Annotated in this window: 20 protein-coding genes; all 20 read right to left on the bottom strand. The window is 58.7% G+C overall.

Annotation, left to right across the window (positions count from 1 at the left end; genetic code table 11):
* Positions 1–2: 2 nt before the first annotated feature.
* Complete coding sequence (locus O4G74_RS13535; protein WP_269403132.1) at positions 3–632, bottom strand: OmpH family outer membrane protein; 630 nt, start codon at positions 630–632, stop codon at positions 3–5.
* A 19-nt stretch (positions 633–651) separates the two neighbouring features.
* Positions 652–3,216 carry an outer membrane protein assembly factor BamA gene (bamA, locus tag O4G74_RS13530; RefSeq protein ID WP_269403131.1) on the bottom strand — a complete coding sequence of 855 codons (2,565 nt, stop codon included), beginning with the start codon at positions 3,214–3,216 and terminating at the stop codon, positions 652–654.
* Between the two features lie 34 nt (positions 3,217–3,250).
* Entirely contained in the window at positions 3,251–4,426 is a 1,176-nt protein-coding gene (locus O4G74_RS13525; RefSeq protein WP_269403130.1) for a M50 family metallopeptidase, read from the bottom strand.
* Positions 4,427–4,428: 2 nt separating this feature from the next.
* Complete coding sequence (gene dxr / locus O4G74_RS13520; RefSeq protein WP_269403129.1) at positions 4,429–5,628, bottom strand: 1-deoxy-D-xylulose-5-phosphate reductoisomerase; 1,200 nt, start codon at positions 5,626–5,628, stop codon at positions 4,429–4,431.
* Positions 5,628–6,455: a phosphatidate cytidylyltransferase gene (locus O4G74_RS13515; RefSeq protein ID WP_269403128.1), complete on the bottom strand. Its 828-nt coding sequence runs from the start codon at positions 6,453–6,455 to the stop codon at positions 5,628–5,630. The genes dxr and O4G74_RS13515 overlap by 1 nt, the downstream gene beginning before the upstream one ends.
* A complete protein-coding gene (locus O4G74_RS13510) occupies positions 6,456–7,217 on the bottom strand; it encodes an isoprenyl transferase (protein ID WP_269403127.1) in 762 nt (253 codons plus the stop codon). It lies immediately after the preceding gene.
* Positions 7,214–7,768 carry a ribosome recycling factor gene (gene frr / locus O4G74_RS13505; protein WP_269403126.1) on the bottom strand — a complete coding sequence of 185 codons (555 nt, stop codon included), beginning with the start codon at positions 7,766–7,768 and terminating at the stop codon, positions 7,214–7,216. The genes O4G74_RS13510 and frr overlap by 4 nt, the downstream gene beginning before the upstream one ends.
* Positions 7,769–7,786: 18 nt before the next feature.
* Positions 7,787–8,524 carry a UMP kinase gene (pyrH, locus tag O4G74_RS13500; RefSeq protein ID WP_269403125.1) on the bottom strand — a complete coding sequence of 246 codons (738 nt, stop codon included), beginning with the start codon at positions 8,522–8,524 and terminating at the stop codon, positions 7,787–7,789.
* Positions 8,525–8,613: 89 nt separating this feature from the next.
* Complete coding sequence (tsf, locus tag O4G74_RS13495; RefSeq protein WP_269403124.1) at positions 8,614–9,528, bottom strand: translation elongation factor Ts; 915 nt, start codon at positions 9,526–9,528, stop codon at positions 8,614–8,616.
* A gap of 31 nt (positions 9,529–9,559) precedes the next feature.
* A complete protein-coding gene (gene rpsB / locus O4G74_RS13490) occupies positions 9,560–10,393 on the bottom strand; it encodes a 30S ribosomal protein S2 (protein ID WP_331283526.1) in 834 nt (277 codons plus the stop codon).
* Between the two features lie 139 nt (positions 10,394–10,532).
* Positions 10,533–13,952, bottom strand: a complete 3,420-nt coding sequence (gene dnaE / locus O4G74_RS13485; protein WP_269403123.1) for a DNA polymerase III subunit alpha — start codon at positions 13,950–13,952, stop codon at positions 10,533–10,535.
* A gap of 55 nt (positions 13,953–14,007) precedes the next feature.
* Entirely contained in the window at positions 14,008–14,697 is a 690-nt protein-coding gene (locus O4G74_RS13480; RefSeq protein WP_269403122.1) for an ABC transporter ATP-binding protein, read from the bottom strand.
* Positions 14,697–15,965 (bottom strand): lipoprotein-releasing ABC transporter permease subunit, encoded by a 1,269-nt coding sequence (locus O4G74_RS13475; protein WP_269403121.1) that lies wholly within the window; start codon positions 15,963–15,965, stop codon positions 14,697–14,699. The genes O4G74_RS13480 and O4G74_RS13475 overlap by 1 nt, the downstream gene beginning before the upstream one ends.
* Complete coding sequence (gene proS / locus O4G74_RS13470; RefSeq protein WP_269403120.1) at positions 15,965–17,284, bottom strand: proline--tRNA ligase; 1,320 nt, start codon at positions 17,282–17,284, stop codon at positions 15,965–15,967. Before proS ends, O4G74_RS13475 begins: the two co-directional genes overlap by 1 nt.
* Before the next feature lie 113 nt (positions 17,285–17,397).
* Positions 17,398–17,640, bottom strand: coding sequence for a DUF1467 family protein (locus tag O4G74_RS13465; RefSeq protein ID WP_269403119.1), 243 nt, complete (start codon positions 17,638–17,640; stop codon positions 17,398–17,400).
* Positions 17,640–18,071, bottom strand: coding sequence for a methylmalonyl-CoA epimerase (gene mce / locus O4G74_RS13460; RefSeq protein ID WP_269403118.1), 432 nt, complete (start codon positions 18,069–18,071; stop codon positions 17,640–17,642). The genes O4G74_RS13465 and mce overlap by 1 nt, the downstream gene beginning before the upstream one ends.
* Before the next feature lie 8 nt (positions 18,072–18,079).
* Entirely contained in the window at positions 18,080–19,759 is a 1,680-nt protein-coding gene (locus tag O4G74_RS13455; RefSeq protein ID WP_269403117.1) for a ribonuclease J, read from the bottom strand.
* Positions 19,749–20,534 (bottom strand): type III pantothenate kinase, encoded by a 786-nt coding sequence (locus tag O4G74_RS13450; RefSeq protein WP_269403116.1) that lies wholly within the window; start codon positions 20,532–20,534, stop codon positions 19,749–19,751. Before O4G74_RS13450 ends, O4G74_RS13455 begins: the two co-directional genes overlap by 11 nt.
* On the bottom strand, positions 20,518–21,279 hold the full coding sequence (locus O4G74_RS13445; RefSeq protein WP_269403115.1) for a biotin--[acetyl-CoA-carboxylase] ligase: 762 nt from the start codon (positions 21,277–21,279) through the stop codon (positions 20,518–20,520). The genes O4G74_RS13450 and O4G74_RS13445 overlap by 17 nt, the downstream gene beginning before the upstream one ends.
* Complete coding sequence (locus O4G74_RS13440) at positions 21,276–22,700, bottom strand: NADH-quinone oxidoreductase subunit N (RefSeq protein WP_269403114.1); 1,425 nt, start codon at positions 22,698–22,700, stop codon at positions 21,276–21,278. Before O4G74_RS13440 ends, O4G74_RS13445 begins: the two co-directional genes overlap by 4 nt.
* Between the last annotated feature and the right edge of the window lies 1 nt (position 22,701).

Here is a 22,701-nt window from a genome sequence, read left to right as displayed (position 1 = left end):
CGCTACTGCTGCTGTTGTTGTTGCTGCTGTTGCTGGATCAGGCGCTGACGATCTTCAGCCGAAAGACGCTGACGTGTGACTTCAACTGTCGGAAGCGAAGCGTTCATCTTCATGATCACCGATCCCGTGACATCCACGGCCTCTGATGACCAGACAGTCTGAGACGTATCGAGCATCACGTTTGCGCCGGTTTCAGTGATGACTTGTTCCAGCACAGGCTGCAGCGCCTGATAGAAACGCTGCCATGCGGCCCGCTCGGTTGCCTGAAGTTCCGCGGCGGCGAACTGGCGATCAAGGCTGAACTGCTGAGCCCGTTGCGCGTAAGCTTGGACCTCGGTGCGAAGAGCCTGATCAGCTGCGATAGCTTCCCTCGACATATTTGCCGTGCGGGCCTCTAGCGATTGGGCCTGCTGCTGGAGAGCGTTTGCTTCCGGCGTCAGCTCATTCTGGATCGACGTGCCGATCTGCTCGAGCTTTTGTGCAATGTCCTGTCCAGCTGTGCTTTCAGCCGTGACGCGCTGCTGGTCGATAACGACGACTTCGGAATTCTGCGCTTGCGCCACTGGAGCAACGACAATTGCAGACGACATCATGACAGCGACTGACGCCGCTGCGGTTTTAATGAGTTTCATGAGTTCCTCCTGAGAACTTCTAGAAGCGTGTTGAGGTACTGAACCTGAACGTCTCGGTCCGGTCGTACTCTTCTTTCTTGAGGATTTGTGAGAAATCGAACCGGATTGGTCCGAACGGCGAGTCCCAGCCCACCGAAAGACCTGCCGATGCCCGAAGAGGCATGGAAGTCTGAGATTCTTCAATCGCAAACAGGTCTGGCCCAATTTGCGTAATGTTTGTTGGTTCGGTGTCGATATCGTCGAGCTCACCAACAGAACCTGCCTCGAGGAAGAGAGCGGTATCGATGCCGTATTCGTCTGGCAGGAAGTTCGGGAAGGTCAGCTCAGCAGTAGCCTGATAGTAGGCCTTACCACCGAGCGCGCGGCCCTTGCGGATACGCTGTGTATTTCCGTCGGCATCCACTTCACGAACAATACGACGTGGGCCAAGGCCCGCAACGTCGAAGCCACGGAACGTACTGCCACCGCGGAAGAAGCGGTTATTGATCCGAATACCTTCGTCACCGCCCCAGGAGCCGATATAGCCACCCGAGAGACGAACGCTGGCACGAACACCTTTAAAGATGCCCTGATAAGCTGCGGCCGACGACTCGGTCCGGATGTACTGAACATCACCGCCGACGCCAGCGAGATCCTGGCTGAACGAGAAGTCGAAACCACCTGTGGGCTGGATCGGATCGTTCCGGCGGTCCCAATTGAACGTATAGCCGATGATCGAAGAAAGTTCGGCGCGCTCATTCCGGCAGTTCGAAAAGCTGCGATTATTGTAGAGCGGCGAACACGCATCAACGACGAGCGCGCTAGCAGGCAGGTCATCCGAAGCCGTTGCCGGGCGATCAAAAACAGTGTCATCACTCGGGTCGTCCGGGGTGCCACCATCGAACGTATCCGTGATGATCAGCAGGTCGCCACTCCCATCAATCACGACATTCCCGAGATTGATGTCGAGCTCATCCTGCTGGAGCCGGTAACGCAGGCCGAGGTTTGTATTCTCCGTCAGCGGGAAGCCGAGATTCACGCCAGCACCAATCGTGTCGGAGGTAAAGCCACCGAACCCGATGTTCGAGAAGTCAGACCGCGACGAGAAGATATCGATACCTGCTGCAAGGTTGCGATCAAGGAAGCGCGGCTCACGGAAGCGCAGGTCCACATATTGTTGACGTTGCGAGGCGGAGATACGCGCCACGGCCGTCTGGCCGCGGCCACGAAGGTTGCGCTCGGAAACGCTTACATCGAACAGGAAGGCGTCCACAGAGGAGTAACCGGCGGCGAATGAAAGCTCACCTGTAGGCTGCTCTTCAACCTTTACATCGACAACCGTGCGGTCCGGCTCAGAGCCGGCATTCTCGGTAATTTCGACTTCCTTGAAATAGCCAAGTGCCCGGACGCGGTTACGCGACCGGTCAAGTAGGACGCGGTTGAACGCATCGCCTTCAGACACACGAAGCTCACGGCGCACGACCCGGTCCAGCGTACGGGTATTTCCGACGATGTTGATCCGCTCAATGTAAACGCGCGGGCCTTCATCGATGGCAAAAGTGACGTCTACCGTATTGGTTTCCGGGTTCGGACGCAGGTCCGGCGTGATGTCGACAAATGCGTAGCCGGCGATACCAGCAGCATAGGTCAGCGTGTCGATTGCATCCTCGATCCGGTTTCCGCGGAAAAGATCACCTTCCTGAATGGAGAGTGTATTGCGCAACGCATCGCTATTGAGCTTGTCGAGCTGGGTCGACACGTTCACCGTACCAAAATTGTACTGGACGCCTTCATCCACCGTATAGGTGATGTAGAAGTCTTCCTGGTCCGGCGTCAGGTCAGCCACAGCCGACACGACACGGAAGTCGTAATAACCATTATTCTGATAGAACTGACGCAGAAGCTCACGGTCATATTCCAGACGGCCCGGGTCATAGTTGTCGTTCGAGCTGAAGAAACGCCACCAACGCGACTGGCGCGTGGCGATTTCGCTGCGAAGACGACGGTCGGCATATTCTTCGTTGCCGATAAAATTGATCGAGCGGACACCTGTAACGGGGCCCTCATTGACGACGAAGACGAGATCGACGCGGTTCTGCTCCAGCGGCTTGTATTGCGGTTCGACCGTTGCGGCAAACCGGCCCGACTGGCGGTAAAGCTCGAGGATGCGCTGAACGTCGGCCTGAACGCGCGCTGCGGTGAAGATACCGCGCGGCGCAACCTGGATCTCTTCACGCATCTTGTCGTCATCGATTGAGCTATTCCCCTCGAAGATGACGCGGTTGATGATCGGGTTCTCGACCACGCGAACGATCAGGTCAGATCCAGACTTCTCGAAGGACGCGTCTGCAAACAAGCCTGTCGCAAAAAGCGTCTTCAGCGAGAGGTCGATCCGCTCTGCGTCGAATGGGTCACCCGGCTCGACCAGCAGGTAGGACTGGATCGTGCGGTCCTCGATGCGCTCATTGCCTTCGACCTGGATCGTACGGATCCGTTCGGCAGACTGAGGCGCCTGCGCCTTCGCAGACAGCAAGGCTCCGACCGCTGTTGACGTGCCGAGCATCGCGGCAACACTAATCATGGAAGCAACGAAGACTGATCGCATGGCGTCTCTCTCAATTTACAACGGAATTCGGCTATCAGCCTCGAGCGCCGTTGAACAGCCCTGTTTCCAGTACATCGCCCCAGGTAATGAATACAAACATCCCCAGAAGCAGGAACATACCGGCCATCAGGGCCCCCTCCTGTATGCGCGCTGGCAAGGGTTTGCCCGCAAACGCTTCATAGCAATTGAATACAATGTGGCCACCGTCAAGCACAGGAAGTGGAAGTAAATTAAAGAAGCCAATTCCTACAGACACCGCCGCGCAGATAGTCATCATGCTCCAGAACAGCGCATTGATGCGAGTCGTCAGCGGCACTTCACTGTTCGCCATCGTGCGATTGACGACCCGGCGACTGATATCTCCGATGGCAACGGGCCCGCTTAGCGAGCTCAGCGCTTCCTTGCCCGTGATCATGCGGCCAATCATGTCAGTGGTCTTCGCAACCGTATCCCATGTCTGCACGCCGCCCATCGCGAGGGATTCTACCGGATTGTAGTGGATACGCTGGGCGGTATCGCGAAGCTCCTGAAGCGTAATACCAATCGTGCCGAGCGCCTGAACCTGGCCAACGGCGTTTTCACGCATCTGGCGCTGCGGCGTAACGGTCAGCTCGATCTTCTCACCATTGCGCTCCACGATGGTAAGCAACTCCTTGTTGCTCGACATGGAGACGATCGTCTGCAATGCGCCCGCATTATCGACGGCTTCCCCGCCCATTGAAACAAAGATGTCGCCGGTTTCAATACCCGCTTCAGCCGCTGCTCCACCTTCCACCACGCTCGTGACACCAACGCGGGCCTGGTAGGCACCGTTGAAATAAAAGAAGACTGCAAAGATCAATGCTGCGAGTATGAAATTCGCCACCGGTCCCGCCGCAGCAATGGCCGTGCGCGGCCAGACACCAATCTCATGGAACGGTTTGCCGACAGGGCCTTGCTCTATCTTGCCGACATCGCCCGGTAGCTGGCTTTCGCCAACAAACTTCACAAAACCACCAAGGGGGATCCAGTTCACGCGCCACCTGGTACCGCGGCTGTCACTACGCTCGAAGATGGGTTTACCGAAGCCAACCGAGAACGACTCAACACCGGCGCCAAAATAGCGTCCCGCGAGGTAGTGGCCGAGCTCATGTATGACGACCACGATACCCAGCATGAAGACGAGGCAGACAATGAAAATTGGGCCCTGGCTTAGAAATCCATCGAACATCATCAATCCTTCGCGCCGGCCATGCTTGCTGAGACCAGCTCACGCGCAAGCTTCCGCGCTTCCCTGTCTATATGGCTGATTCCATCTAGACTTAGACATTCGCCGCCATGAGTGAACCGATGGCTCAGCTGGGAAACAGCCTTTTCATTCACCCGGTTGATATCGGTGAACTTGCACCGCCCACCGAGGAACGCCCCTACGGCCTCCTCATTCGACGCGTTCAGAACGATCACCGCAGCATCTGATTCGTTAAGCGCGGCGCGTGCGAGCCTAATTGACGGAAATCGATGATCATCAACGTTTTCGAACTCCAGGCGAGAAATGGCCGCGAGATCCAGCCGCTCTACAGCGGTCGGAACGCGGCCATTTGGCCATGAAAGAGCGTGGGCGATTGGAGTCTGCATGTCGGGTGAGCCGAGCTGTGCAAGGAACGAGCCATCGATATAGCTGACGAGCGAATGAATGATCGACTGCGGGTGTACCAGCACATCGATGCGGGACTCGGGCACGTCGAACAGATAGCTCGCCTCGATCAGCTCAAGCGCCTTGTTCATGAAACTCGCACTATCAACCGAGATCTTCCGCCCCATCGACCAGCGGGGATGCGCGCATGCCTCTTCCGGTGTCACTTTCGCGAGCTTCCCAAGCGGCGTCCGCAGGAACGGTCCACCGGACGCCGTCAGAATGAGGCGGTCCACATCTTCGGCCCGTTCCATGACCTGGAACATGGCGTTGTGCTCGGAGTCCGTCGGCACGATGCGCGCGCCCGTCTTCGCGGCGACCTGCTTCAAAAGCGGCCCGGCGCAGACCATGCTTTCCTTATTGGCCAACGCAATATCGTTGCCCGCTTCCAGCGCCGCGTGGGTCGAAGCGAGGCCTGCGATACCAACGATGGAAGCAACCACACGGTCAACTGGCACCCGCGCCACATCTTCAATGGCTGAAGCACCCGCCAGAGCCTCGATCCCGGTTCCCGCCAGTCGAGATTTCAGCGCACCATAAAAGCGCGCTTCGCCAATAACGGCCGTGCGCGCACCAAACTCGATGGCCTGCGATGCCAGAAGCTCGACATTTGTGTGCGCTGTAAGGGCCTCGATCTCGAAGGCTGGTTCAGACGCAACAGCGTTCGCATGCGAGACGACTGACAGGGATGACTGTCCTATCGACCCGGTTGAACCAAGAATGCTGAGCCGACGCGACATTAGCTGGCCTGTAGTCCAAGCAATCCGTGAAGGGGCGCAACAAGCGCCAACGTGGACGCGCAGAACACAGCCGCCATACCCAGACCGTCAACCCGATCCATGACGCCGCCATGACCCGGCAGGAAGCCACTCGTATCTTTCACGCCATAGCGGCGTTTGAGCGACGATTCAAAGAGGTCGCCCCATTGGGCAACAATTGAAATTGCAAAGCCGGCGAACAGCCAGGAGATACGCGATGCGTCCAGCAATCCTGCTGCAATGAGACCACAAAGCCCACTGCAGACCATGGCGCCGAGTGCGCCGCTCCAGGTCTTCGATGGCGAATCCTTGGGCGCGAGTGGCGGCCCTCCAAAGCCACGCCCCGCAAAGTAAGCGCCTGTGTCCGACGCCCACACCGTACCCATAAGGATGAGCGCCGCTGCCTGACCGAACCACGTGCCTTCACGTAGGAAGAACAGCCCCAACGGCAGGCCAGCACTGTAGAACACACCGAAGGCAGCCACAGCGCGGTCGTTTATCCGTGACGGGTGGATAAGAAAAATGAGCCCGGCAGAGATGAGCAAAGCGATGAACGAGACGCTCCAGTCACCAAAATAGGCCGCAAACACACAGATCGCAGCGAGCACAGTTGTGGCCGGCATGATCGGCGAAGCCGTCATCCGCGCCCATTCATAGCCCATCACGGCAGCGAAAATCGCACAGGCAATCGCAAGCACCAGTCCGCCCGTAGCAACAACGAACAATGCGAACGGAATGAGCACGAGAGCAGACACCAGCCTGAGGGCCAGCTCTTTCGACTTGTGACTGCCGGGCCTCGACGCAACCATTCAGCCCGCCTCCTTGCCCAGACCGCCAAAACGGCGCTCGCGCGCGCCGAACTTCTCAAGCGCTTCTCTCAGCTGCGATTCACCAAATTCAGGCCAGAGCACATCCATGAAGACGAGTTCTGCATAGGCGCCCTGCCAGGTCAGAAAGTTGCTTAGACGGTGTTCCTGCCCAGTCCGGATGATCATGTCCGGATCTGGAAACGAGTGCGTATCAAGATGCCGTGAGATAGCTTCTTCGGTAAAGTCTTCGATAGCTATTTCGCCCGAGGTGACCTTCCCGGCCACCAGCTTTGCTGCCCGGACTATTTCTTCCCGGCCGCCATAATTGAACGCGATCCCAAGATTGAAGCGAGAATTTTCAGCAGTTTCCTCAACGGCCATGTCGAGAAGTGAACAGATATCCTCTGGAAGGCCCGCACGCGTACCGAATACGCTGATTTTTACATTTTCGCTCTTAAGCCGCTTCAGATCTTTCTTGATAAAATGCCGGAGCAGCGCGAATAGCGCCGTCACTTCGGCCATCGGCCGACGCCAGTTTTCCGTCGAAAAAGAATAGACGGTCAGATAGGAAAGACCGAGCTTCTGGGCCGCCCTGACTGTTTCGCGCAGGGCATCAACGCCGCGCTCATGTCCTATCGAGCGCGGCAGGCCGTTCCGGGTCGCCCAGCGGCCATTCCCGTCCATGATGATTCCGACATGGGCTGGCAGGCTGGACGGGTCGGCAAATTGGGGGGTCCCGTTAGAAGCCGGCTGCGCTATCAAACCTGCATGATCTCCGCTTCTTTTGCCTTCACGATCTCGTCGATGCGGGCAATATAGGTGTCGGTCATCTTCTGGACATCATCGGACAGGCCGTGAGCCTCATCCTTGCTGATCTCATTGTCCTTCTCGGCCTTCTTGAGCTGGTCCATACCGTCGCGGCGCACATTGCGCACAGCTACACGGGCCTGCTCGGCATACTTGCCGGCAATTTTGGACAGCTCAGCGCGGCGCTCTTCATTGAGTACCGGGATCGGGATGCGCAGGGTTGTGCCGTCCGTCACCGGGTTGAGACCCAGACCCGATTCGCGGATCGCCTTGTCAGCGGCACCAACTACGGATTTATCCCAGATGTTCACCGCCAGCGTACGTGCATCGAGCACCGAAACCGACCCGACCTGGTTAAGCGGAACAGTCGAACCGTAAGCTGGAACGTTTACCGTATCGAGCAGGTTCGGCGATGCGCGGCCTGTCCGCAGGCCAGCAAGATCGGATTGAAGCGAAGTGACAGCGCCTTCCATCCGGCGCTCAAGATCTTTTTTATTTATACTCATGGCACTTGTTCTCGCACATTAAGAGATGAGCGTCGATGTTCCGACACCACGCAGAACGTCAAGCAACGCGCCCTTCTTGTGGAGTGAGAACACGACGATTGGAATGCTTGTATCGCGCATCAGACTGACTGCGGAAGCATCCATGACGCGAAGGTCGCGCGCGAGGACTTCCTGATAGCCAAGCTTCTCATAGCGTTCGGCGTCAGCATGCGTTTTGGGATCCGCCGAATAGACACCGTCAACCTGTGTGCCCTTGAACATGGCTTCGCAGTTCATTTCAGCCGCTCGAAGAGCCGCGCCAGTATCCGTGGTGAAATACGGATTACCAGTACCGGCCGCAAAAATCACGACACGGCCTTTTTCCATATGGCGGATCGCGCGGCGGCGGATATAGGGCTCACACACCGTATCCATCGGGATCGCAGACTGGACGCGGACCGGCGTGCCGATCTGTTCCAGCGCACTCTGCATGGCCAGCGCGTTCATTACGGTCGCGAGCATGCCCATCGAATCGGCCTGGGAACGGTCCATGCCATTGGCCGCACCGGCAAGACCGCGAAAAATGTTGCCGCCGCCGATGACCAGGCACAATTCGACATTAGTCTGGCGGATCGCACCAGCGATTTCTTCGGCAAACTGTAGGCAGGTCGGCATATCGATGCCGAATTCCGACGGCCCCATCAGGGCCTCTCCCGAAAGCTTCAGGAGGACGCGCTTATAGACGAGCTCGCTACTATGGTCGGTCTCTATTGTCATGACTGTCTCCCAAGGCCGCTTAGCTCGTAAAGGATTCCCGGCTGCCTGTCATGGGCAGCCGGGAGACTTTAAGATGAGTTTTGCAGGCCTTAGGAGCCGGAGGTCATGGAAGCGACTTCAGCAGCGAAATCGTCTTCTTCCTTCTCCACGCCTTCACCCAGACCAAAGCGCACAAAGCCCTTCAGCGTCGCGCCCTGCTCTTCCAGGAACGCGCCGACCGTCTGATCCGGATTCATGACGAATGGCTGCTCCACAAGGACGACTTCCTTGTAGAACTTGTTAAGGCGGCCTTCGATCATCTTCTCGATGACATTGTCCGGCTTGCCGCTTTCGCGGGCCTGATCGGTCAGGATCTGACGCTCACGCTCGACCAGCTCAGGGTCGAGGTCTGCCGTCGTTGCAGATGCCGGGTTCGTTGCAGCAACGTGCATCGCAACCTTGCGGGCAGCGTCAGAAAGCTTCGCCGTGTCGCTGCCTTCGACAGCCACCAGCACGCCGATCTTGCCCATGTTCTCAGCTTCTGGGCTGTGAACGTAGGCCGCAACCTGGCCGCCTTCGGCGGTCAATTTCGCCACGCGGCGCAGCGTCATGTTCTCACCGATCGTCGCAACGAGGCCGGTGATCATGTCGTTGACCGTACCATCGCCCTGAGGCGCTGGAGCGTTCTGAACCGCTTCGAGCGAACCATCGGTTTCAAGAGCAGTCTTGGCGATACCAGCAAGCGCGGACTGGAACTTCTCGTTGCGAGCAACGAAGTCGGTTTCAGCGTTCAGCTCGACAAGCGTGCCGGACGTGCCATCGGAAGACAGCAGCGCAGCGACCAGACCGTCAGCCGCAGCGCGGCCAGCTTTCTTGGCGGCCTTCGAGAGACCTTTCGCACGCAGCCAGTCAACAGCGGCTTCCGTGTCACCATCATTTTCGACGAGCGCTTTTTTTGCGTCCATCATGCCCGCACCAGTGCGGTCACGCAGGTCCTTGACCAGAGCGGCGGTGATCTGTGCCATCTCTAAGATCCTTCCAGATTGAGTGTTGGGTTTAGCTTTCGGCCTTGGCTTCTTCGCTTGCGCCGGCGTCTGCCTCAGAAGCTTCGCCAGCGGCAGCATCAGCGGCGGCAACATCGCCTTCGACCATCGCGTCAATATCTTCGGAGTCGCCGAGGTCGATGCCGAGGCCAGCTGAAGATTCAGCCAGGCCATCGAGGACCGCATCTGCAATCAGGTTGCAGTACAGCGAGATCGAACGGGCGGCGTCGTCATTGCCCGGGAACGGGAAGTCGACATCGTCCGGGTCGCAATTGGTGTCGATCACAGCAATGACCGGAATGCCAAGCTTCTTGGCTTCCTTGATCGCGATCTGCTCCTTGTTCGTGTCGATAACGAACATAAGGCTCGGCAGGCCGCCCATGTTGGAGATACCGCCAAGGGCCCGCTCCAGCTTGTCACGCTCGCGCTCAACGACGAGGAGCTCTTTCTTGGTGAGGCCGGATGCGTCACGGTCCGAAAGCACTTCGTCAAGTTCGCGAAGACGCTTGATCGATTTGGAAACCGTCGTCCAGTTGGTCAGCGTACCGCCAAGCCAGCGATGGTTCATGAAGTATTGTGCAGAACGCTCTGCAGCTTCTGCGATCGGCTGCGCAGCCTGGCGCTTGGTGCCAACGAAAAGAACGCGGCCGCCTTTTGCAACAGTGTCGCGAACCTGGACCAGCGCTTGGTGAAGAAGCGGCACGGTCTTGGACAGGTCCATGATGTGAATACCCGCGCGATCGCCATAGATGAAGGGCTTCATCTTTGGGTTCCAGCGGTGGGTTTGGTGACCGAAGTGAACACCTGCTTCGAGCAGCTGACGCATCGTGAATTCAGGCAGAGCCATGGTATAATTTCCTCTTCCGGTTGACCGGCACGGACACTATCGGGCTCAAACCGCTGAGCTCGACACCGGATGATCCGCGCATCGGGGGTTTAGAGCGCTGCCATATACGTAAAACAGGCCTAATTGCAACCGGGCTTTGTCAGGCTGCGAGCGTATCCACGCGCGATACACCGGACGCCATCTTCAGGGCGCGCAGCGCCTCAAGCCCCGTCGCATAGACTGCTGGCAGCTTCATTGAAACGATCCGGCCATCGGCCAGCGGTAGCTCAAGGAATATCTCGCCCCGGTCCGCGCCCGGCGCATTGACTAGTCTTTCTGCCACGGCAGCGAGTTCATCAAAGTTCGCGCCACGTGAAAGACGCACAACCAGCGCTTTCGCTTTCTTGCCGATCCGCGCCTTCTCGATGGGCTTTACATGCTTCACCGAAAGACGAATTTCCTCTTCCTGGCGGCGTACATTGACCATGACGCAGATACTGTTTGCCGGCGACATCAGGTCCCTGAAATTATCGAGCACTTCCGGCATCACCATAAGCTCGACCTCTCCGGTCGGATCGGACAGGGTAAGGAAAGCAAATTTGCCGCCATTTCGCGCCGGTTTCTCAACACGACGGCGTACAACGCCAATCAACTCCAGCGGTCGGCCGTCCACGGCAACATCCGCAATCTCGTTTGATAGCGTGATGCGTCCGTGTTCGAGGCTATCGAGGACATCATCCAGCGGGTGACCACTCAGATAGAAGCCGACGGCGGCAAATTCTTCGTCGAGAATTTGATGACCGTTCCATGAGGACACTTCCTGCAGCGTCGCTTTCACGGCTGGCTCTGCATCGCCGAACAGTCCGCCCTGCCCGCCGGCGCGATCCTCCGCGGCTGACACCGCCATTGCGGACAGCAAGTGCGCAGACGCAAGACAAGTCGCCCGGTTCGGCTCAATCGAATCAAAGCCGCCGGCGCGCGACAATTGCTCGAAGCACTTCTTGTTTACGGATTTCGGATCGACGCGCTCAGCAAAGTCATGCAGTGACTTGAAGGGGCCCCGCACCGCGCGCTCGGCTTCCAGCTGACGCATGGCCTCAAGGCCTACACCTTTCAGCGCGCCCAATGCGTAGACCAGCGCGCCATTCTCCACATCGAAGTCGGCCGTCGACCGGTTCACATCCGGCTGGATGATCTCGATCTCGAGGCGTCGGCATTCCTGCACAAAGGCCGCGAGCTTGTCGGTGTTCTGAAGGTCGAGACTCATTGAGGCAGCGAGAAACTCGACCGGGAAGTGGCGCTTCAGATAGGCCGTTTGATAGCCGATAAGGGCATAGGCGGCAGCGTGCGATTTGTTGAAGCCGTAACCCGCAAACTTCTCCATCGTGTCGAAGATCTCGTTCGCGAGCGGTGCCTCAATACCTTTCAGCTTCTTCGCACCGTCGAGGAATCGGGCGCGCTGTGCCACCATCTCCTCGACCTTTTTCTTACCCATGGCGCGGCGAAGAAGGTCAGCTTCACCAAGCGAATAGCCTGCAATCTCCTGCGCCATACGCATGACCTGCTCCTGATAGACAGGCACGCCATAGGTTGCCTCAAGGATCGGCTCGAGGTCCGGATGCTGGTAGTGAACGTTCTTCGGGTCTTCCTTGCCCGCTACATAGACAGGAATGTTGTCCATCGGGCCAGGACGATAAAGCGAGATGATCGCGATAACGTCTTCGAGGTTGTGCGGACGCACCTTGCGGAGCGTATCGCGCATGCCCTGACCTTCCAGCTGGAACACGCCCAGCGTCTGGCCGCTGGCCATCAACTCATACGTGTCCTTGTCGTCGAGCGTATCCCATTCGGGGCCGACATCGCGTCCGTCGCGTCGGATGAATTTCAGCGCCCGGTCGATGACTGTCAGTGTCTTGAGACCGAGAAAATCGAATTTGACGAGGCCGCCAGCTTCGGCCCACTTCATGTTAAACTGTGTAGCCGGAAGATCAGAACGCGGATCGTTATAGAGTGGAACCAGCTCCGTGAGCGGACGGTCGCCGATAACAACACCAGCCGCGTGCGTACCTGCGTTGCGGTATAGCCCTTCAAGGGCCAGCGCCGTTTTCAGAAGTTCGCCGACGCGCGGATCCTGCGCAACTTCGTCATCGAATTTCGGCTCATCGTCGATGGCGTCCTGCAGCTTGGGCGGATTGGCCGGGTTGAATGGGATGAGCTTGGCCAGCCGGTCGACCTGGCCGTATGGCATCTGCATGACGCGGCCGACGTCACGCACCACAGCCTTTGCCTGCAGCGTACCGAAGGTGATGATCGCGGCCACACTGTCGGCGCCATACTTGTCACGCACATAGCGGATGACCTCGCCGCGCCGCTCCTGACAGAAGTCGACGTCGAAGTCCGGCATCGACACACGTTCCGGGTTGAGGAAGCGCTCGAACAGAAGGTCAAAGCGAAGCGGGTCAAGATCCGTAATCGTCAGCACCCAGGCAACGACAGAGCCCGCACCAGAACCACGGCCCGGCCCAACGGGGATCCCCTGCTCCTTGGCCCACTTGATGAAGTCAGCAACGATGAGGAAGTAGCCCGGAAAGCCCATCTTCTTGATAATGCCGAGCTCATAGTTGAGCCGCTCGATATAGGTCTCTTTCGGCGCATAGAGTTGCGGCGCTTCGGCAAGGCGCTGCTCCAGCCCCTCCTCTGCCTGCACGCGCAACTCTTCAAACTCCGAACGTGAGCCATCGCCAAAGTTCGGCAGGATCGGATCATGCGTGCGCGCGCGAACGGCGCAGCGTTTCGCGATCTCCACGGTCGAAGCGACAGCCTCCGGCAGATCGGCAAAAAGCTCGATCATGTCGGACGGCGCTTTCAGATACTGATCCGGCGAGACCCGTTTGCGGTCGTCCTGACCAAGATACTCGCCATTCGCGATACACATCATCGCATCATGCGCGTGGGCGTGCTTCGGGTTCAGGAAACGCGCATCGTGCGTGGCTACGACTGGCAAGCCCAGCTTGTAGGCCGCCTCCAGAAGGCCCGGCTCGCTTTCTACCTCTTCTGGCAGGCCGTGTCGTGTAAGCTCGACATAGCAGCGCCCTGGATAAGCTTCCGCGAAGCTCGACAGGGTCGCTTCAGCATCGGCCTGCTTGTTCTTCAGGATGTACTGCGCGGCCTCACCCCGCATGCCGCCCGTCAGGAGGATCAGGCCGTCTGTCTTCTCAAACAGATGCTCTCTCTTCAAGCGCGGCACGCCATCCGCCGCCTCGAGATAAGCGTAGGAAGACAGCTCCATAAGCCGCTTGTAGCCAACCTCATTCTGCGCATAGACCGACACCTGCGTCAGCCATTCCTGATGCCCACCATCGGTGACATCGAAGCAGCACGCCATGATCGGCTGAACGCCAGCGCCAGACAGCGTCTCTGAAATCTCCAGAGCCCCGAACAGGTTGTTCCTGTCGGTCACGGCAACGGCCGGAACACCATTACCAACGGCCCACGCCTTCAGATCCTTCGGCGTGATCATGCTCTCGAGAAGCGAGAAGCTGGTTCGCACGGCAAGGTGGATAAAAAGCGGCTCGGACAAGGCGGGCTCCTCTCAAGCGAGGATTATGCCCCGTATTGCCGGTGAGTCGAAGGGCTCAGCCTGCAAAGGCTGTGAGTTTTCCTGCCTTCAGTGTCAGCACCCGGTCCATATGCTGGTTGAGCGCCATGTTGTGGGTCGCGACCAGAACGGCAGCACCCTCCATACGCGCAATCTTGATCAGGCTCGCAAAGACGCGTTCGGTGGTAGCCGGATCGAGATTGCCAGTCGGCTCATCGGCGATGACAAGTTTGGGGTCATTCACCAGGGCACGGGCAATCGCGACGCGTTGCTGCTCGCCGCCGGACAGCGCGCCCGGCTGGTGTTCAACCCGCTCAGAGAGCCCCATCTCCGCCAGAAGTTCGCGTGCCTTTTCGCGCGCAGGGCTTCGCTTCACCCCATTCACCATGAGCGGCATCGCGACATTATCGAGCGCGTTGAACTCCGGCAGCAGGTGGTGGAACTGGTAGACGAAGCCGAGCTTCTCGCGGCGCAGGCGCGTGCGTATAGCGTCGGACAGGTTCAGAACCCCCTCGCCATCCAGCAGGACCTCACCGCCCTCAGCCCGCTCAAGAAGGCCAGCCGTATGCAACAGCGTCGACTTGCCAGAACCCGACGGCCCGACAAGGCCAACCAGCTCACCGCGGTTCAGGGTCAGGTCCGCATGGTCCAGAACCTTGAGGAGATTTGGGCCAGAGCGGTACTCGCGAACGATGCCGCGAAGCTCAAGAACGGGTGCAGCGCTCATCACTCGAACCTCAACGCATCAACAGGATCGAGACGTGCCGCGCTCCAGGCCGGCCAGATCGTCACGAGGATCGACATGCTCATTGCCCAAAGCGTTGTGAACACAGCCTCCGCCCAATCGAGCTCTGCTGGTAGGCCATCAAGGCCATAGACTTCAGCATCGAAGATATCCCGGCCCAGAATGGAGCTCAGGAAGCCCTCAACTACACCAATATTCAGCACGATCAGCACGCCCAGCGCGAGACCGATCAAGGCGCCGGTCAGACCAAGGATTGCGCCAATCATGATGAAGACCCGCATGATCGCGCCGCGCGGCGTGCCAATCGTCCGCAGGATCGCGATGTCACGTGTCTTGTTCTTCACCAGCATCACGACGCCCGTGATGATGTTTAGCGCGGTGATCGTGATGAGGATCAGCATAATGACCCGCATCATGCCACGTTCGACATTGAGGGCATTGAAATAAGAGGCACGCCGCAGCTTCCAGTCCTCTACGCGAAGTCCGCCTGTCAGCGACCGGATCTCTGCCATGACCGGCTCAGTTCGCATCGGATTGTAGAGGCGCGCGTCGATCGCCTGATACTCGCCGCGCTTGTTGAAGAAGAGCTGCGATTGCTCCATCGGCATCAGCACATAAAGCTTGTCGAGTTCAACACTGCCGGTCGTGAACGTGTCACCGATCGTATAGGCCTTTGAACGCGGCGTGACGCCGAACGGCCCGGCCACACCCTCAGGCGCGATCAACGTAATCTTGTCGCCGATACGAAGTCCCAGATCCTGCGCAAGGAAGGCACCAATCAGGACGACATCGCCGCCATTACGCCCCTCGCCAAAGCCAGCTGCATCAGCTGTCGACTGGCCACCTTCCAGATAAGGCAGGTTTCCGATGTCCTCAGTGCGAACGCCGCGTACGATGGCGCCCGTCCGGCCATATTCAGACGTCGCCAGAACTTGTTGCTCGATGATCGGGAAAGCATGCTCGACGCCTTCCAGTTCGATGATCTCATTCGTCAGGACATCGACATCGCTCTCAGGCAGGCCGCCAACCGAAACAAAGACATGCCCCTGCCCGCCAAGAAGCGCATTCAGAAGCGTCGAGCGAAAGCCCGCCATGACGGACATGATGACGATCAGCGCCATCACGGCCAGCATGATGCCAAAGAAGGAAATGATAGAGATCAGGGACACACCGCCATGCTGGCGGCGTGCGCGCAGATAGCGCCAGGCGAGCGCGCGCTCTACCTGGCCGAAAGGCGCAGCTTTCGCCATCAGTCGGCCTTCACCATCTGGACGGCCTGCTCCAGCGTCATGTCAGACTTCTCGCCGGTCTTGCGGTTCTTCACCTCAACCATGCCAGCCGCGACACCGCGCGGGCCAATCACGATCTGCCAAGGCAGACCAATGAGGTCCATCCGGTTGAACTTCGAACCCGGTCGCTCATCGGTCTCATCATAAAGCACGTCGAGACCTGCCGCCTGAAGCGCCGCATAAGCGCCGTCAGCAACACCAGAGACCGTTTCGTCCTTCGGCTTCATCGAGATGAGACCGACATCAAACGGCGCGACCGCTTTCGGCCAGACAATGCCATTCTCGTCATGGCAGGCTTCAATGATCCCGCCGACAAGGCGCGAGACGCCGATGCCATAGCTGCCCATCTGTACCGGCACATTCTCACCCTCAGCGGTTTGCACGGTGGCATTCATCGCCTTAGAATATTTCGTGCCGAAGAAGAAAATGTGGCCAACCTCGATGCCGCGAGCCGACACCTGGCGGCCTTCCGGCACCTTGGCGAATTCAGCCTCGTCATGCTTCTCCTCGGTCGCCGCATAGTATTGCGTGCGCTTTTCCATGACGTCCGACAGCTCACCATCAAAATCGAGGTCGAGACCTGGCGCAGGCACGTCCAGCAGCGCGCGATCACAGAAGACGGCGCTCTCGCCCGTATCGGCAAGGATGATGAATTCATGGCTGAGGTCGCCGCCGATCGGCCCGGTGTCCGCCTGCATCGGAATAGCGGTCAGGCCCATCCGGTCGAAGGCGTTCAGATAGGCGCAGAACATCTTCTGATAGCTCTTGCGCGCACCTTCCTCGGTCAGGTCGAAGGAATAGGCATCCTTCATCAGGAATTCGCGCCCCCGCATCACACCAAAGCGCGGGCGGATCTCATCGCGGAACTTCCACTGCGTGTGATAGAGGTTCAGCGGCAGCGCCTTGTAGCTCTTCACATAGGCGCGGAAGACGTCGGTGATCAGCTCTTCATTGGTCGGGCCGAACAGCATTTCGCGCTCATGGCGGTCCGTGATGCGCAGCATTTCCTTGCCGTAGGCTTCGTAGCGACCGCTCTCCTGCCAGAGTTCTGCCTGCTGGATCGTCGGCATGAGCATTTCGACCGCCCCGGCCCGGTCCATCTCCTCGCGGACGATCTGCTCGATCTTGTTCAGGACACGAAGGCCGAGCGGCAGCCAGGTATAGATACCGGCGCCGTTCTGACGGACCATGCCGGTGCGCAGCATCAGCTGGTGTGAAACGATGGCCGCATCAGCTGGCACATCCTTGGAAACTGGCAGGAAATATCTGGACAGGCGCATTGAGACTGGCTCACTCCTAACAAGGCGGGTCGCGGCCCCCTGTGTTATTGTCAGTCGCTGCAATTGGCTAGTGTGCGCCTGCAAGCACGCAGCGCTTTTTCATGCCCGGTCGGTCAGGCGCCGTAATAGCGCAGCAATGGCACGACGATGATGCCTGCGATTGCCGTGCACACCACCGCGCCGATCGTGGCCCAGATTGCCTTCTTGGCCAGCATTGGCTCAGCGGGCGCGCCCTCTTCCGTGCCTTCAGGGAATTCGCCATCCTCGAACTGGCCGCGCACGCCAATCGGCAGAACGACGAACAGACACATCCACCAGGAAATGCAGAAGATGACGATGCCGCCGACAAGTGACATTAGTGATCGCCCTTCGGCGTCTCCATCAACTCGACGAGGACACCGTTCGAGTTTTTCGGATGTACGAAAATGATAGGTGTGCCGTGCGCTCCAATGCGTGGCTCACCCAGAACGGTCGCGCCGCGCGCCTTCATGACGTCGACGGCCTGATGGATATCAGCCACTTCGAAGCAGACATGGTGCTGGCCGCCCTTCGGGTTCTTCTGGATGAAGTTATGGATTGGGCTTTCTTCGTTCAGCGGCTCGATCAGTTCGATCTGACTGTTCGGCAGGTTCACGAAGCAGACTTTCACGCCCTGGGCCGGCATATCGAACGGCTCGGTAATGTCGGTTGCGCCATACAGCTTCTTGTAGGTCTCGATCGCATCGGGAAGCGACGGCACAGCAACACCCACATGGTTCAGCGGGCCCAGTTTGAAGTCTTCTGCCATTTTATCCCTCACACTCTCATAACCATGACATCGACCAGCGGCTTGCGGCCGAACGTCCTTTCGCACGCCTTGCGGATGGCCCGCACCAGCGTGGTTTCAACTGCATCGTCATCTAGGCGCTTTTTGCGCGAAAGACCATCGAGCGCCTCGTCGCAGGCCGCCTCGATGGCATCGACAGACTCGTCCGCCAGGCTGCCATCTTCTTCCGACATGCCGCGTACCGCCAGATACGGACCGTCAGCTATACTTCCGGCTTCATCAAAGGAAACGGTGGCTGACACATAGCCGAACTTCGAGATCGCGATCCGCTCCTTCAGGCCCTCGGAGCCTGCAGGCACCAGACGGTTACCATCAAGGTGCAACCTGCCATGCGGCACCGTGTCGATAACTTCTGCCTTGCCGGGCGCCAGCCGGATCATGTCGCCATTGCGCGGTGTCACGGCCTCTGGCACCTGCATGGAGCGGGCGAAGCCTGCATGCTCCACGATATGCCGCCGCTCGCCGTGGACCGGCACCGAAATGCGGGGGCGCACCCACTGATACATACGCTCAAGCTCATCGCGCGCTGGGTGGCCGGACACATGGATGACATCTTTGGTCATCCTGTCGGTGATGATGCGTACGCCTTTCTCGGCAAGCGCGTTCTGCATCTCGAAGATGCCTTTTTCATTGCCTGGAATGACACGCGAGGAAAAGATGACCGTATCGCCAGCGCCAAGCGAGACATGCCGGTGCGTATTGGCAGCAATGCGGCCCAGCGCGGCGCGCTCCTCCCCCTGGCTGCCTGTGCACAGGATCAGGATATTGTCGGCTGGGAAGCTGCCGACATCGGCTTCGTTGACAAGGTCCGGCAGGTTTTTCAGCACGCCCGTCTGTACGGCCGCATCGACAATCTTGTGCATGCTGCGTCCGGCAAGGCAGACGCTCCGACCAGCCTGACGCGCTGCTTCTATGACCGTGGATACGCGCGCGACATTGGAGGCAAAGGTTGCAACGGCCACCCTGCCCTTCAGACTTCCGATCAGCTTGATCAGGTTCTTGCGCACGGTCGCTTCCGAGCCGCTTTCGCCATCGACGAAAACGTTCGTGCTATCGCAGATCATGGCTAGCACGCCCTCATCGCCGAGCTTCTTCAGCCCGTCGATGTCCACGCCTTCGCCGATCAACGGATCCGGGTCGATTTTCCAGTCACCCGTATGGAGTATGGTCCCCACAGGCGTCTCGATTGCCAGCGCGTTCGGTTCCGGAATGGAATGGGTCAGCGTCATGTAGCGGACCTTGAAGGGGCCGGCTTCGACCTCTCCTTCGAGCGGCACCACATTCACATCGACATGTTTCAACCCGCGCTCGGCCAACTTCCCGGCGACGAGGTGGGCGGTGAACGGCGTAGCATAGAGCGGGGCGCGAAGCCGCGGCCAGAGCAGGCCGACCGCCCCAATATGGTCTTCATGCGCATGGGTCAGAAAAATCGCGTCGATCTGATCGGCATGTTCGACGATGAATTCAGGATCAGGCGTAATGAGGTCGATGCCCGGCGTCGTATCGTCGCCAAAGGTCACGCCCAGATCCACAAGGATCCAGCGTCTGTCATGCGCTGGTCCATAGCCATAGGCGTTCAGGTTCATACCGATTTCGCCGCAGCCCCCAAGCGGGAGAAAGACGAGTTCGGGCGTGTCCTTATTGGGCATCGGGTCCTTTCCGGTTCCGGCGGTAGATCTCAAGCAGACCGGACTCCATCAGGGTCTGGTCGTAATGATCGATGGTCGCGCTCGCACCTTCAAATAGCGAGGCAACACCGCCCGTCGCAATCACTGTCATCGGCTGGCCGTATTCTTCCTTCACGCGCCTGACAAGGCCATCGATGAGGTCGATATAGCCCCAGAAGACACCGGTCTGCATCGCGGCAACGGTCGAGTCGCCAATAATCTTCTCAGGTCGCTGGATCGCTATTCGTGGCAGCTGCGCGGCTGCATCGTGCAGCGCGCGCATCGAAAGGTTGATACCAGGGCTGATTATACCGCCCTCAAACCCGCCATCCGGTCCCACGATGTCCAGCGTCGTCGCCGTGCCACTGTCGATAACAATCAGCGCGCCAGGATAGGCTATATGCGCGCCGATAGCGGAAACCAGACGGTCAGCACCAACCTGTTCCGGCCGCGGAATGCGGATAGGCACACCAAGCTCAACCGACGCCTCACCGACAACCAGAGGCTCTGTCGCGAAGTAACGGCGCGCAAGATTTCGGAAATTGAACAGCGCCTGTGGCACGACGCACGAAATCACGCAGGCATCGATGTCGTAGTTTGAGACCTTGCGCATATTCATGAGTGGCTCGAGCCAAACGATATAGTCGTCGGCCGTCCGGCGTGCGTCTGTTGCGCTGCGCCACATCGCCACCCAGTCCTCGCCATCGTGAAGCGCGAAGACCGTGTTCGTATTGCCGACATCAATCGCGAGCAGCATGACCGCCAATCTCCTTCACCAGCTCTACATCGCCTGCTCGAATGGTGTGCGTCGTGCCGTCGCCGGACGCAAGCAGCAGCGCGCCATCAGGGCCAACACCTTTGAAAATGCCGATCTGCGCGTCAGCGCCTTTGCCGACCGTTACTTCTTCGCCTAATCCTTCGGCATATTTCTGCCAGTCGGTTAGCAAGCTTGCGAAATCCGATGAAGCCTGCGCGCAACGCTTTACGAAGGCGGGACGAAGCGCATCGAGAAACATCTCGGCAGTGATGATCTGCGGCGCACCAAGGTCCAGCAGGCTGGTTGCCGCTTGCCCTGCCCCGTCTGGAGCGAACCGCACATTCACACCCATACCGCAGGCGACCCAACAGGCTTTTCCCGATGCAGCACCAGCCTCTACCAGGATGCCGCTGATCTTCTGCCTGCTGGCACGCACATCATTAGGCCATTTGACTTGCAATTGACCGCTATCGATGAACTCCGACGCAGCATCAAGAATGGCGAGGCCCGCCGCAAACGGATATCGGGTAGCCTTCACTAGGCCACCCTCTTCCTCGAAGAGAGCCGTTACAAACAGATTGCCCGTTGGTGAATCCCATTGGCGTCCAAGTCGCCCGCGACCGGCGGTCTGCTTGCGCCCAGCAATCCAGACAGGACCGAAATCGTCAGCCTGTGCCCGTCGTCGGGCTTCTTCATTGGTACTGTCGATCTCGTCGAACCAGAGAACTGGCGCGTCTGGTCTCACTGAATGAACCCGGCCGATGCCTGCGTTGCCCATTCAAGGAATGGCGACGCAAAGACGAAGAGGACAAGACACGCAGCAGCCGCGGCATACACGGACAGGGCAACAGTCGAGCCGACAGGCTGAAAGCGCTCGACCGGCTCCTTCACCCACATCACGAGAATGATGCGGAGATAGTAACCGAAGGCGAGCACTGAGCTCAGCACGAGCACGATCAGAAGAGGCAGCAGACCTGCGTTCCAGCCAGCCTGGAAGACCACGATCTTGCCGATAAAGCCTACGGCGAGCGGGAATCCTGACACAGAGATAACAAGAATGGTAAGCGCAAGGGCGAGGCCCGTACGCCGGCGAACGAGACCCGCCAGCTCGTCAATGCTCTCAACCATGCCGCCCTCACGGCGCATGGACAGCACACCGCCGAAGAGGCCAATAGATGCGATCACATAACTTGTCATGAAGACGAGAAGCGCAGCCGCGCCATATTCCGCGCCCGCGGCGACGGCGACCAGCGCATAGCCCATATTGGCGATCGAGGAGTAACCGAGAAGCCGCTTCAGATTGCTCTGAATGAGCGCGCCGAAAGCACCAATGAGCATGGAAAGCGTAGCGATGATGGCAATGATCATCTGCCAGTCTTCGAACACACCGGAGAAAGCCGTGAACAGAAGATTGGCGAAGACCACCATGCTCGCCATTTTCGGCGCGGTCGCAAAGAAGGCGACAACCGGGCTTGGGGCGCCTTCATAGACGTCCGGTGTCCAGACGTGCATCGGCGCAGCCGAGACCTTGAACGCCATGCCCGAAATCATCAGCACCATGCCGAAGACGAGGCCAATGGTGCGCTCGGAACTGGCGATATCGCCATAGTCGGTCGAGCCGGTGAAACCGTAGACCAGCGAAATACCGTAAAGCAGAATACCCGATGCCAGCGCACCCAGCACGAAATACTTCAGACCAGCCTCAGAAGACCGGATGGAGTCGCGGTGGAATGACGCCAGCACATAGGATGAGAGGCTGAGCGTCTCGATCCCCATGTAGAGCGTCATCAAATTCGATGCGGACAGGATGATCCCCATGCCGAGAGAAGCAAAGATCACCAGAAGCGGGTACTCGTAACGGATCGTCTCATGACGCTTGAGGAAGCCCTCAGCCATGAGCAAGGTCACAGCGCCCGCGACGAAACTGATACATTTGGCAAAGTTCACGAATGGGGTCGTCGTAACGAGGCCGCCAAAAGCCTCGCCGCCTTCCCAGTTCATGATAACAACCAGCGCGGCCAGCAGGAGCGTTGCCGCGCCCAGCTTGAAGGACAAGCCGTTGAAACGGTCGCCCATATACGCACCAGCCAGAACACCAGCGAGGCCAGCGAGCGCAAGCAGCAGCTCCGGGCCAATGGCAGAGATCATCGCCTGAAAGTCGAGCATA

This window comes from Henriciella marina, assembly GCF_027213945.1.
In the GTDB taxonomy this organism is placed as follows: Bacteria; Pseudomonadota; Alphaproteobacteria; order Caulobacterales; family Hyphomonadaceae; genus Henriciella; species Henriciella marina_A.
Note: the sequence above shows the minus strand (reverse complement) of the source record. Positions and strands in the feature narration are given on the sequence as shown.

Excerpts from the sequence above, each read along its gene's own strand:
- dxr (WP_269403129.1), bottom strand. The coding sequence starts at position 5,628 with ATGTCGCGTCGGCTCAGCATTCTTGGTTCAACCGGGTCGATAGGACAG.
- O4G74_RS13450 (WP_269403116.1), bottom strand. The coding sequence starts at position 20,534 with ATGCTGCTCGCGATTGATGTCGGCAATACGAACACGGTCTTCGCGCTT.
- O4G74_RS13455 (WP_269403117.1), bottom strand. The coding sequence starts at position 19,759 with ATGCCCAATAAGGACACGCCCGAACTCGTCTTTCTCCCGCTTGGGGGC.
- O4G74_RS13440 (WP_269403114.1), bottom strand. The coding sequence starts at position 22,700 with ATGCTCGACTTTCAGGCGATGATCTCTGCCATTGGCCCGGAGCTGCTG.
- O4G74_RS13465 (WP_269403119.1), bottom strand. The coding sequence starts at position 17,640 with ATGTCACTTGTCGGCGGCATCGTCATCTTCTGCATTTCCTGGTGGATG.
- O4G74_RS13525 (WP_269403130.1), bottom strand. The coding sequence starts at position 4,426 with ATGTTCGATGGATTTCTAAGCCAGGGCCCAATTTTCATTGTCTGCCTC.
- mce (WP_269403118.1), bottom strand. The coding sequence starts at position 18,071 with ATGGCAGAAGACTTCAAACTGGGCCCGCTGAACCATGTGGGTGTTGCT.
- O4G74_RS13480 (WP_269403122.1), bottom strand. The coding sequence starts at position 14,697 with ATGAGCGCTGCACCCGTTCTTGAGCTTCGCGGCATCGTTCGCGAGTAC.
- pyrH (WP_269403125.1), bottom strand. The coding sequence starts at position 8,524 with ATGACAATAGAGACCGACCATAGTAGCGAGCTCGTCTATAAGCGCGTC.
- O4G74_RS13475 (WP_269403121.1), bottom strand. The coding sequence starts at position 15,965 with ATGGCGAAAGCTGCGCCTTTCGGCCAGGTAGAGCGCGCGCTCGCCTGG.
- O4G74_RS13515 (WP_269403128.1), bottom strand. The coding sequence starts at position 6,455 with ATGGTTGCGTCGAGGCCCGGCAGTCACAAGTCGAAAGAGCTGGCCCTC.
- rpsB (WP_331283526.1), bottom strand. The coding sequence starts at position 10,393 with ATGGCTCTGCCTGAATTCACGATGCGTCAGCTGCTCGAAGCAGGTGTT.
- frr (WP_269403126.1), bottom strand. The coding sequence starts at position 7,768 with ATGAGTATAAATAAAAAAGATCTTGAGCGCCGGATGGAAGGCGCTGTC.
- O4G74_RS13535 (WP_269403132.1), bottom strand. The coding sequence starts at position 632 with ATGAAACTCATTAAAACCGCAGCGGCGTCAGTCGCTGTCATGATGTCG.
- tsf (WP_269403124.1), bottom strand. The coding sequence starts at position 9,528 with ATGGCACAGATCACCGCCGCTCTGGTCAAGGACCTGCGTGACCGCACT.
- bamA (WP_269403131.1), bottom strand. The coding sequence starts at position 3,216 with ATGCGATCAGTCTTCGTTGCTTCCATGATTAGTGTTGCCGCGATGCTC.
- proS (WP_269403120.1), bottom strand. The coding sequence starts at position 17,284 with ATGCGCCTGTCCAGATATTTCCTGCCAGTTTCCAAGGATGTGCCAGCT.